Here is a 12,031-nt window from a genome sequence, read left to right on the forward strand (position 1 = left end):
AAAAAAAAGCCCCACCAGCAAGGCTGATGGGGCTTTAATATTCTGGATAAACCTATTGATATAGCAGGTTTAATGTTGGTACCGAGGGCGAGACTCGAATTAACAGTATCTGTAAACCCCTTAAGCCCCTTGATTTAAGCCTTTAGCCGCGTTAAGGTTTCACTCATTGGTTTCACTCATGGGGGTGTTTAGGTGTCAAATTATATTAATAAAAAGAAGGAAGGCTATTACCTCAATCTACGAGTACCGAAAGACTTAAGACAGTACTATTTATCAAGCAATGGAAAACCGAAAGAGTATCTTGAACCAACCCTGAAGACTCGAGATAAGGTCGAAGCATGTAAAGCTGCTCGAAAATTAGTTGTTAAGTATGAACAAGAGTTTGAAATATTGAGAGGCGGTAACATCCCTAAAGCACTGGATGCCTCCAGTCCGATTAAATCTGTTGAAGCTTATGTTGAACAATTCAGAGCCTATAAAAGAGGTGAGATTGATTATCCATTTGGGGAGTTTGAGCCAGATGAGTTTTGGGGTATAGCTGTTGACCATCTACCAGAATCTATAAGCCCATCTGAAAAAGAGCGTCTCGGATCGCTTTGGGCTTTGCTAAATAACCCAGATGAGGCAACTCTTGAAGAAATAATCGATAAGTATCTCGATGAGAGGCGACCAGTAATCAGGGAAGCGACCCTCAATGAAAAGCGGCAGGAGCTGGAAGAGTTTGCGGCTTGGATTGGTAAAAGCATTCCGGTAACTCACATCAAAAAGAAAGATGCAGGACGCTATGTTGAGTACCTGTGCAGAAAAGTCTCAAAGAAAACCAAACGCTTGTTATCTGATAAATCAATCAGAGATACAGTTTCCGGATTGAGTACATTGTTTAAATGGGCTGAAGGACGTGGACTGGCCCATATTAATCCGTTTGATGGAATGTCGCGCACAATACCAAAGCGTCATATTGGTAAGAGAGGTAAACGGGAATGGGGACCTGATGAAATAAAACTGTTTCTCAAAGAGGCTAAGAAGGATAGGCGTGTTCTGGAACTGTTCGTTATTGCACTTTATACCGGTATGCGTGGTAGAGAGATAGCTGAATTGAAATCCAACAGTCCCTCAGAAAGGTTCTTACAGATTGACGAAGCAAAAAACCGAAACTCAATTAGAGAAGTACCTGTTCACCCCATCATTCAACCTTTGATTACCAAGCTCAGAAAAGAAGCTGGAGCTGATGGTTACTTAATCAAGGGGCTTTCTATCGCTCAGCTTGATAATAATAGATACAAAAATCTTGGTACGAAGATGGGTAGGCTCAGGAATAAGCTGGGCATATCGCAAGAGGTAGACTTTCATTCTACTAGAAGAGCCGTTGCAGGAGCGTGTGAGCGAGCAGACATCAGCCAAGACCGAGCAGCAAGGAGCTTGGGTCATAAACCAACAGGGATCACTTACGCGAGATATAGTGATGGACTCAAAAGTGAACAGTTACTGGAGGAGGTCGCGTTAATTCGTTACGGGGATGGTATTGAAGAGGTAATAAAACAGACGCTTATCGAGGTTTACGATATCTCGTATGGTTAAAAATGTTATAAATTTCTGAAAGCCTATTTGCATACATGTAGGGTGATGATTTACCCCCATCGGCTTGAAGAATGGTGGGAGGCTATCTTGTCTCAACCTCCCACCCTGAGTTACCTAACTAGGAAAATTACGACAATACGCACAAACATCTTCGGTTCTCCCGAAACGTTCACGAGTATGTGCCGATACACGTACATGTCTTGTACCATTACATTGGCAAATCATGTAAATACCTCTCACTTTAGTAAGTGAACGACTTGTTTACTATATGTGAACACTGTGGGTACAATGACTGTACTGTGTCTAGCAGTGTACATAAGTGATAACAGGGGCCGTTCAAAACCCTGCTATCGCTAAAGGCCACGGGTGTTGTCGCACCTGTGGCTTTTTCTTTTATACATTCCCATTGATCGAATATATCGAGCATTGTTTTATCTCCAAAACCACAACAGCTTGTGGTTGGTACGTTAATGTCCCACATGATATTGGGTTTATGCAAGGGGAGACGCAACCATATCATTGGCAAGATTATTATAGGTTGCTCATAATTATCTTTTAATTCATGCGCTTATGGGTTAAATGTAGATTATCTGGCAGAGGCATTAATTGTGTAAGTTAATGATTATTAAGGAAATTTAATTACCTAAAGGTAATGGTTGCGCTAATCCGTCTATCCACATTCCCAGCAATAGGACTTCTTGAGAAATAAAGCCCCTTCGATATAACATAATAGCCAAACGTTCGTTAGGGAGATTTGTTATGCCTGATAAGTTCATTAGTTATCTGCGGGTTTCAACCGATAAACAGGGCCGGTCAGGTCTCGGGATGGATGCTCAGCGGGAAGCCATTAAGCGTTATCTTACAGGTAGCAACGGTGTTGTGTTGGATGAATACGTCGAGGTGGAGTCAGGCAAGAAGAAAGACAGGCCACGACTCACCGAAGCACTCAAGCATTGCAAGCTGACAGGTGCTGTCCTTGTGATTGCTAAGCTGGACAGGTTATCCCGAAATGCTCACTTCCTGTTAACTCTGCAAGAGGAAGGCGTTAAGTTTGTCGCGGCTGATATGCCTGAGGCAAATAACCTGACAGTGGGTATCATGGCAATGGTTGCCCAGCAGGAGCGAGAAGCAATCAGTAAGCGTACAAAAGAAGCTCTCCAACAGAAAAAAGCACAGCTGGATCATGAACGAAAGGAGTTAATCGCTCAGGGGCGACTTGAAGAAGCCGAAGCTTTACGGCTGGGGAATCCTAATGGAGCTGAACACTTACGCGGGCGAGGTAATATTGAAGCTGTGGTCGCTGTGTAGTGGTCAACTAATTCCGGACACGGATTTAGACAGATCTTCCGCCTTTGCAGGAGGACATCCATCGTTGAATTGATGTGGCCGTTGCCAGTTGTAATAATCCATCAGGTAATAACTCACATCACGCATTGCTTCAGTTAAGTTGCTGTAGCCCAGTCTCGGCAGCCACTCAGCCTTAAAGCTCCGAAACAACCGCTCCATTGGCGCGTTATCCCAGCAGTTACCTCGACGGCTCATGCTTTGTGTCATGCGGTAACGCCATAACCGTTGTCGGTATTTTCGTGAGCTATATTGGCTGCCCTGGTCGCTGTGGAACAACACATTCTGTGGTTTACCCCGTGACTCATACGCCATACCCAGTGCTTTGACGGCCAAGTCTGCATCTGGCCTCGCTGACATAGCCCAGCCAACTACGCGACGCGTATATAAATCCAGCACGGCGGCAAGGTAATGCCAGCGATTACCTGTCCAGATATAGGTAATGTCTCCACACCAGATTTGATTCGCTCGGTCAGGCTCAAATTCCCGATTAAGCACATTGGGTATATCCGGCCTTTCAACAGTCGCCTGCTTATAGGCATGGGGGCCAGGCTGTTTGCAAATCAGTCCCAGCTCAGACATCAGCCGTCTGACCTTGAAGCGGCCAATCTCTATCGCTTCGTCCCGTAGCATGCCGACAATCGTGCGACTGCCAGCGCTGCCCCGGCTTTTTGTAAATAGCTCATTCACCTTGGAGCGTAGTTGGAGTCGCTTCACATCAGGCTGTGTCCGGCGTTTCTGCCTGTCATAAAAGCTACTCAGGCCAACACCAAATAGTGAGCAAACCAGGCTCAGCTTACCGTGCTCTCTCAATTGCTCTATCAGCGTGTAGAGCCGAGCTCGTCCGACATTAAGAGAGCGGTAGCCTTTTTTAATATGGTTTTTTCCTGCTCCAGGCGTTTAACCCGCGCTTCCAGTTCCTGAATACGCTGCTGTTCTGGCGTTAGCGCTTTAGAAGCAGGTGTATGTCCACCTCGTTCAGCTTGTAACTGTTTAACCCAGCGACGCAGAGCCGACTCACCCACACCGAGGGCCTGACAGGCCTCTGGAACGCTGTAGTTCTGGTCGACAACCAGGCTGGCTGCCTCCAGCTTGAACTCGGGAGTAAAACTTCTTCTTTGTTTTGTCATTGAACACCTCTTCGGAGGTCATATTACCTCCTAAAATGGTGTCCGGGATCAGTAAACCACTACACTGTAAGGAATCAAGCCGATAAGTTTGCTGGGTCGCTTAGGGATACTTTGGATGCACTTATGCAGGCAGGAACTACCAGCGCACGAGGGATTGCATCAGCTTTGAACCAGCGGGGGATATTAACTGCAAGGGGCGGGCAGTGGCATCAGTCGACAGTATCTAACCTTCTCAAGCGGTTAAACATGCATTAACCACCAGCAAGCCCCTTGCCGTTGTCCATCAGTAAGGCTTTCCGTTATCCACCATCAGCCCATCAGCAGACAGGCATAGCCCGAACCATCCGCTTAAGGACATGTAGAAGTGTGTTCTTCTGAGTTCAATGGTGAAGGTGTGAAGTGTGATTGTCATGGGTTGTTTCTCCTCTTGTTGGGAGACATAAGGTACTCAATAGCTTCCCTCTGTATAAACCCTCTGATAATCTGGATTGGTTAGTGTCATGGGTGTATGTGTCCATATGTGGGACTATTAATGCTCCCTCACTGCTAAGGAAGGGACTGAAAGATTAACTATAAGACACTCTTAAGATGTCTCTATAAGATAATCTTACCTTTACATCACATAGTAATAACTAACAGAAAGACTTTCTGAAAGACTTACTGTAGGTCTTACTGAAAGATACTAGTAGTCCATCTTTAGTTATCTCTAGTAGTTAAACTCTAGTAGTAAGTAAACTCACTCACTCCAGAACATGCTTGGATGGTCGCTTAATTGTGTCGACCCCATAGAAGGCCGTCTGAGCGCTTGTAAGACCATGGCAGGTACTTTCGGGTATCTGTCATGGTAAAGTCCTCTCAGCGGATCGCACAGATCCATTTAGGATCATTCTCGCTGATGGTCTTCTGTGGAATGGATGATTATCAATATTTTGTGTGGTCGTGAGGTGGGCTGTATCTAGTCTTTTCGAAGTCAAACATATCGGTGTTTTAATCAATGTCGAACTAATATGAAGCCATCTGAGCGTCTGAAATTTATGACAGCTAGTATCGGGTATTCATCATGCAGAAAACCCAGCAGTGGATCACACAGGATCTTATGAGATGGTTCTATGGTGTAATCTGCGAGAAAAATAATAGTTGTTAACTCAATGTGTTAGTTGAATGACCAGCTGGATTGTATTTTAATTGCCTAAACATGACAGTCTTAATGAACGTAATGTATCTTGTAAACTCCGTTTCAATTAATTATGTACAAGGACTTCTGTATGTCGGTAGCTAAAAGATTGGGTTTTTTCTTTAACTTGGTAATTGTGTGCTTAATTGTTGCGGCACTTTTTGACGCAGTTGAGTGGGCTACGGTTGGTATTACTACTGCTGTTTTGTTCGCACTGAGTTTGATTGCGGGTTTAATTGAAGGGAAAATCCAACGGCGAATTGATGAAGTTGACGATTATTATGCTGAGCAGATTTACCATCTTTTAGAGAAGCAGCGACAAGAAGAACAAAATAAGACTCAGTAATATCTGTCGTGTATAGGAGACAGCGTTGAAGAGTAATTAATCAATGCTTTCTGAATTCGTACTGAAGGGTGCCAGCATTAACAACTGCTAGATATCAGTAGATTATTTGTGTGAAGGTAAATTTGAGTCCAAAAGTTTCACTCAAAGGTTTCACTCATGAGAAAACGAGACAGACCAAAAGTTGTTTACTTTCAGCCTGTTACGTTCTGTGTGTATTGTTGGTACCGAGGGCGAGAATCGAACTCGCATGACTCCAATTTGTACTCTTGACAAAATCACCAAATATTATCTAAAAACAACAACATAACGATGACTTTCAAAAACTATATTAACGTGTTTTGAATTAAATGCAAGCACTATGTACCAATTTATGTACCACTCAATGTACCAGTTCGTTCGGTTAACTAATTTAGAAAATACAAAAAATTGGGCGTAGATCGCTATCAATGAAAAGCAGCGGCGCTAATCAATAAAATGAATTTTCAGAATTAGGATTTAAAGTCCAGATTTTTTGTTTGAGAAATTTCTCAACGTGTTTCCAAGCCATTTTTCAGTCGACTGATAAGCCTTTGTACTGGCATCGGTCAGCCGATCAGCGACGGATGGTCTATTATGGAAAACCACAGAAAGATTTTTTAGTTCAGCCTGATAGGCCGCTGGATGGATGGTACTCTTACTCAACCAGTTCATAAGATTGATACTGACTGTCTCAACTGGTGAAGCGTCTTTCCGAATGGCACGAAGACGATACCAAGCCTCACGCAAAAAACAAATGTCTTGGCTCAAACGCCAGCGAACATATTCTGAAGCGACATCGTCTCCACTGACTCGATTACGACGTTCTTTCATTTCCTCAGCTTTTGATTTAATAACACCCTCTGCCTTTGTGATGAGTTTATCAACAGCGATCCGAAACTCTGTAGACCAATGAAGGTAAGGACTACCTTGAATCCATTTATCCATTTCGCCTCTCAGGCGACTCGATTGCATTTGGCTAAGTATGGGTATAACTCCCCCCATCACAAGCGCGCCGGCAGGACCAAATACCAGCAGACCAATGCTACTACCTGCATAGCCTCCTGCAGCCGCTAAACCAGCTCTTGTGCTGCCTTCTAGCAATATTTCTTGGAAAGCTTGGTTACCAGCCACTTCACCTCGACGCATGCGGCTCAAGTTTCGAATACCGGTTAACATGAGGGCAAACAACGGGATATCTGGATTCAGTATGCCGTCACCTGATTGGATCGATGTTCGAGTAACATGCTCAACTACCTCGTTACTGTAGCCTTCAACGAAATGAATTTTATCTGACCACTCGGGAAGATCTGAATCAGTTTGTTCAGATAATTGCACTGCAATTTCTGCGTTTGCGATAACAGGGTAATCGTAGCCTTTGTCGAAGTGATTTTGCAGTGCATATAAATCACTGACATCTTTTACCTGGAATTTGATGCCATCGACCGAGATATCCCAACCAGCTTCGTTTGAGGTTTCAGGAAATTGCACAATGTGTCCATTTGCAACAAGCTGTGAGGCCGCCACACGCTCAGAAACGTATCCTTTAATATTATTAATGGATCCAAGGTGAGCATTGGGGGCCATCGACTCAATTCTTTCTGCAAACGCAGCAAAAGCAATAGGGTCATTTAATACTTCACTGCGAGCAAAGTCTGCGGCTTCAAGTACTGATGGGTCGATGTTGAATGCATTATAGGTTATGTCACCAAGTGTCATTAGTGTGAGTATCGCGGCGTTTCGACGCTCGAGCTCATCAGCATTTAGAAATTCAAGAACACCTTCAGCTTTAGATTTTGTGCCGGCGTTATGCGCCATGATGGTGGCGACATTTGGATTTAATTCAAAAATATCTTTCCTGGCATGCTCGATACATTCCCAATCAGATTGGTATCGTTTAAGCACCTTGTTATTCAGATCTCCTGCCTGATGGAGGTGTTTTAGCTCAGAGAATGCATTCAGCATGATGCGAATGCCATCTTCTCTGCCTTGCAGACCATAGAGTGAAAGTAACGACAAAACACGGACACCTACTGCAAAGCGAACCTTATCATTTGTTGCATGTGTTACCCACCAGCCGATTCCCAATGTTGTGCCGATTATTGTGATTGGATTGGAAAGCACGGCGACAAATGACACCAGCGCTGGACCGCTTACGAGTGGAATAAAGGCGGAGGCTTGAGCGGCTAAGATATAGGCCGAAAAGCCTGCCATACTGACGCTCGTTCCAAAAGCTGCCAAACCACCTCCTGTAAGCAGGATATTACGGATTGCAGCATCATTTATGCTATCAGCGCCTACAGCATCCAGCAGTTTAGAGCGGCTGATAGGATCCAAGTTTTCCAATTGCTTCCTAGTTTCTGAAAGCATGGCTTCACGCGCTTTTTCGCTTTGTGGATCTTGTCCATTTAATACATTGGACAGCATTTCATCCAAAGTGGTGCGAGCTAGTGAGTCCAATGTTGCAGGCTCGTATATTTCTTCCTCCGACAGAGGTTGTTTTATACGGGCGAAAAATCCTGGTTTCAATGATAGTAAAGCAGTAGCCACAACATCATCACAGGCTGTCATTGCACTTCGGTAGGATGCAAATGTTTGAGCCGGAACACTAAATGCTTCACGGAGGTACATCCACAAAATGACCCTTAAAGCGTTATTTGAATGGGAGCTTTTTTGCCAGAAATCAATTCGGCCATGAAGAGAAGTTAAAGGATCTGTCTCTAATTCAGACTTACTATGAGGATCTGATTTGGCAAGAAGCAAATCATATTTGGTCGCTAATCGACGTTTAAGCGCAGAGTCATCAAATAGTGCTAAACATGCTGCTAAAAGATGGCGAGGAGCCACACCAATACCGGCTATTACATCACTAGAAGCAATCAAGGGCTCTGCGATGGAAGGTGTGCAATCTGTCAAAATTGACGACCCCTTTTAAATCGCAATTTTAAAAGTCATGAGATCGTACCTATACCATTTAAGCATATCCAATCTACCATAAAATTTAGGACAATTGACCCAATAAAAAATACTTCGAAGGTGCTTATGCCCAAGCTTGTTGTAACCATGATCGTTTACGGCAAGTAGTTAGTTAATAAACATGTGAAAAGCAGGAATGTTGTTGTATCGTTTATTAGTAATCACTACTGGTGTTCAGTAAATCCAAACCAAAAGGCGTTCCAAACCACAAAGCAATTTAAACTTATTCGGAAGATCTGAAATGAGCAGACTGGATAAAGAAGAGCAGGACATCCTAGACGCGTTCGATGATGGTGAGTTGCAGCGGGCCACCTTGTTACCAGCATCCTTCATAAGTATGTAGAAGGTCGCTTGCATGAAGAACGGTAGCGAACGATTCAATCCACAGTAACTATGGCCCATAGACTTCAAGCGGGGTTAGGTGAGCAAGCGAGGTGGGGAATCTGTAATTCGTAAGACTAACCCTATTCTTATATAAAAATGGGCAGGGAAAACCCTGCCCACGAATTGAAAAGAATCGCGTTATTGTTAAGTAAATGTACTATCGAATATTTCTCGAAGAGAGAAATTCTCGGATTTTACTAATTATAAACGGAGCCTCTTCCTCTAAAGCGAAGTGGCCCGTGTCCAGAATATTATAATCTAGGTCTTCAACGTCTTTCTTGAACCCCTCAGCACCTGCTTCAGGGAAGAAGGCATCATGTTTACCCCATACAACCAAGACAGGAGGTTGATGCGTTCGTAGATAACTTTGCCATTCGGGATACTTAAGTACATTGTTCTGGTAATCATAAAACAAGTCCAATTGGACCCGTGTTTGTCCTGGCTTAGCAAGGTTTGCATAAGCAAGTACCCAGCTATCCGGAAGGATGGTTTCTGGTTCACGAGTGCCGTGAGTAAATTGCCATTTCATTCCCTCAAACGTGAAAACATTTTCAGCAATAGTGGTTTCCAGTTCTGGCGTTTTTTGTTTCCAGTAATCGAATATCGGTCCCCAACCTTCAACCGACAAACCTTCTTTATATGCATTACCATTTTGCGTAATGATGGCTTGAATACGTTCAGGATGCTTAACAGCCAGCCTGAAACCAACAGGTGCGCCGTAGTCCTGAATCATCATTGAAAACCGATCAATACCTTTTTGCTCCAAAAACAGTTCCATGACACGGGCGAGATTATCAAATGTGTAGTCAAAAGTTTCAGGATCAGGAAAGCTGCTATTACCAAAGCCAGGATAGTCAGGCGCAATCAAATAATAATCTTCCGCCAGTCCAGCCAGGACATCCCTGTACATATGTGACGAAGCTGGAAATCCATGAAGCAATACTATAACGGGTTTGTTTTTATCGCCGGCTTCCCGGTAAAAGATCTCTAGTCCCTCTACTGTTTCATGGCCATAACTCACGGCTGAGTTATCAGAAGCAGAGCCATTGGACATGTCTTTAGCTTCCACTTGCGCGGCTAACGCCAAATGCGGCGTCAATAATAATATAAGCGGTAGACGCTTCATCAGTTTTCTAGCCTTTGTCAGCCATTTCATCGCTCCATGGTTCACATTCGAAAGTACTGAATTACCATTTCGCAACAAAAAGTCCGACTCCATACTCTCGTTGCTATAGTTGCCTCCTCCTGCTCTTAAAAGATTTTCCAATCTTGACTTTGCAGTAATCCAAGAAAGGTTCAGGTTGTATCTGCTCAATATGTATTTATTCATTGTCATCTCCAGTTTTTAGATAAAACTAACCTGTATAAATTGTTTATACAGGTTATAATTTATCAGCGCTTAACTAACCTGTCAAATGCGTGTATAGTGGTTATATGAATAACGAAAAACATAACTACATATTTGTGGGTAACAACCTGAGCATTGATTTCATAAACACTGAAGTCAAAGGGAAAGGTGGATTAATTGATTTACTCAGGTCTGAGAATGATGTGATGGAATGGCTGGAGCAAGCCAATATTGAAGCGGATTTAAGGCAGGGTGTTGAGCTAGATGAACTGCTTCAATTCAGAGCGAAGGCAAGACACGCGCTTAATCAGATTATTGATGATGAACGCTTGGATGAAGTGTCCATTACATCGTTTAATGACTACTTGAAGAACTATAAAACGCATTATCAGCTTGAGGTGTCCTCTGAGGGGTATCAACTAAATAATCATAAAAACTACAGCTCAACGGCAGACCTTATTGGCTTGTTCGCATATGAATTAGCTAACTTACTGGCCAGCGATCAACGCTTACACCTTAAGCGCTGTTTAAATCCTGATTGTGTGTTGATGTTTGTCGATAACTCTCGCAGTCATAAACGCAGATGGTGCAGTATGGATATCTGCGGAAATAGGGCGAAGGTGTCCAAACACTATCAAAAGACAAAATCTTAACCTAATTAATTGGCAGGCTTTAGAAATAACTTTGCCTGAGGGACTCGCCACACATCACTAATCCAATGGGTGTCAGTCAGCTGACAAACCAGATAAAAGTGTGCCTGTTGGCCACAGCATTCATCATTCATCACAAAATGATCCCAACATCAGACAGTCATCCAATAATAAGCGGTGGTGTTTAGCTAAGGTAAGTGTTGTAAGAGACTTTCACGGGTCACATATCCAATCTCTTAACGTCACAGAGAGATCCTGAAATGAAAGCGATTGTATTTAAGAGGTTTGGCGGCACTGACTGCTTTGAGCTGCAGGACGTGAAGATTTTGTGGTCTGTATTGATTCAATAAAACTTATTGGCAAAACGAATGCGTGTGTTCTGAGTAAAGCATTGAATCTGGATGAACAGATTTATGACAAAACATGACTTAGACAGAAAAATGCACAAGAGAAGAACACAGATTGAGGCGTTGCTTTTGGCGGCCGGCCGTTCATCGAGATTCGGTGAAGACAAATTACTGGTCGAGATGACTATCAAAGATAAAAAATGTCCCCTCATTGATCACGTGCTGCACAACTGGTTACAGGTGTTTGAACGTGTCACGCTCCTCGTTCGCGCTGACCATGTGGAACTTCATCATTATCTAAAATCAAGCTCTAATGCTTTGCGTATTCGCTTGGCAGAATCTCAAAACGCTCAACTTGGTATGGGTCATTCGATCGCTTTAGGTGTGAAAAGCACGATTTATTCAGATGGCTGGGTCATCGGGCTTGCGGATATGCCATTTATACCGGTGAACGTAATTGAGGCAGTCTATCTGGCGTTAATGAATGGTTCAGAAATCGCTTTGCCGGTAAGGGATAAACAACGAGGTCATCCTGTCGGTTTCTCAAAACAATATCAGCAACAATTACTTTCACTGACTGGTGACAGCGGGGCCAGGTCAATAGTGACAAAAAACCTTGCATCTGTAACACGGGTTCCGACCCAACGGTGTAAAGATGATCCATTAGCAACGGTTCAAAACTGATCCACCTGAGGCAAGATAGCTGCCTTTTTCATCAGGATAAGGCGGCTGAAAATGC

The 12,031-nt window shown here is 43.5% G+C and carries 9 protein-coding genes; 6 read left to right on the top strand and 3 right to left on the bottom strand.

Going from position 1 to position 12,031, the window contains the following annotated elements:
* Window positions 1-192: 192 nt before the first annotated feature.
* Together LGT40_RS16315 and LGT40_RS01365 are read left to right on the top strand one after the other, a co-directional pair.
* Complete coding sequence (locus LGT40_RS16315; RefSeq protein WP_226070021.1) at window positions 193-1,578, top strand: DUF6538 domain-containing protein; 1,386 nt, start codon at window positions 193-195, stop codon at window positions 1,576-1,578.
* Between the two features lie 759 nt (window positions 1,579-2,337).
* Window positions 2,338-2,886 carry a recombinase family protein gene (locus LGT40_RS01365; protein WP_226070020.1) on the top strand — a complete coding sequence of 183 codons (549 nt, stop codon included), beginning with the start codon at window positions 2,338-2,340 and terminating at the stop codon, window positions 2,884-2,886.
* Window positions 2,887-2,889: 3 nt separating this feature from the next.
* Here the strand turns inward: LGT40_RS01365 and LGT40_RS01370 are convergent.
* Window positions 2,890-4,052 (bottom strand): IS3 family transposase gene (locus tag LGT40_RS01370; RefSeq protein ID WP_226070019.1). Its coding sequence is split into 2 segments (ribosomal slippage): window positions 2,890-3,797 and window positions 3,797-4,052, totalling 1,164 coding nucleotides; the frame shifts between segments, so codons are not numbered across the junction.
* A gap of 123 nt (window positions 4,053-4,175) precedes the next feature.
* On the opposite strand from LGT40_RS01370, the gene LGT40_RS16530 reads away from it, so the two are divergent.
* Together LGT40_RS16530 and LGT40_RS01380 are read left to right on the top strand one after the other, a co-directional pair.
* Window positions 4,176-4,307, top strand: a complete 132-nt coding sequence (locus LGT40_RS16530) for a recombinase family protein (protein ID WP_226070018.1) — start codon at window positions 4,176-4,178, stop codon at window positions 4,305-4,307.
* Window positions 4,308-5,317: 1,010 nt separating this feature from the next.
* Window positions 5,318-5,572 carry a hypothetical protein gene (locus LGT40_RS01380; protein ID WP_226070017.1) on the top strand — a complete coding sequence of 85 codons (255 nt, stop codon included), beginning with the start codon at window positions 5,318-5,320 and terminating at the stop codon, window positions 5,570-5,572.
* A gap of 495 nt (window positions 5,573-6,067) precedes the next feature.
* Here the strand turns inward: LGT40_RS01380 and LGT40_RS01385 are convergent, their stop codons facing one another.
* On the bottom strand, window positions 6,068-8,470 hold the full coding sequence (locus tag LGT40_RS01385) for a hypothetical protein (protein WP_226070016.1): 2,403 nt from the start codon (window positions 8,468-8,470) through the stop codon (window positions 6,068-6,070).
* A 634-nt stretch (window positions 8,471-9,104) separates the two neighbouring features.
* Window positions 9,105-10,277, bottom strand: a complete 1,173-nt coding sequence (locus LGT40_RS01390) for an alpha/beta fold hydrolase (RefSeq protein WP_226070015.1) — start codon at window positions 10,275-10,277, stop codon at window positions 9,105-9,107.
* Between the two features lie 104 nt (window positions 10,278-10,381).
* Here LGT40_RS01390 and LGT40_RS01395 point away from each other — a divergent pair, with 104 nt between their 5' ends.
* Window positions 10,382-10,948 (top strand): CGNR zinc finger domain-containing protein, encoded by a 567-nt coding sequence (locus tag LGT40_RS01395; protein ID WP_226070013.1) that lies wholly within the window; start codon window positions 10,382-10,384, stop codon window positions 10,946-10,948.
* A 410-nt stretch (window positions 10,949-11,358) separates the two neighbouring features.
* Window positions 11,359-11,976 carry a nucleotidyltransferase family protein gene (locus tag LGT40_RS01400; protein ID WP_226070012.1) on the top strand — a complete coding sequence of 206 codons (618 nt, stop codon included), beginning with the start codon at window positions 11,359-11,361 and terminating at the stop codon, window positions 11,974-11,976.
* The last annotated feature ends 55 nt before the right edge of the window (window positions 11,977-12,031 follow it).

It is taken from the genome of Methylophaga pinxianii, from assembly GCF_020447225.1.
In the GTDB taxonomy this organism is placed as follows: Bacteria; Pseudomonadota; Gammaproteobacteria; order Nitrosococcales; family Methylophagaceae; genus Methylophaga; species Methylophaga pinxianii.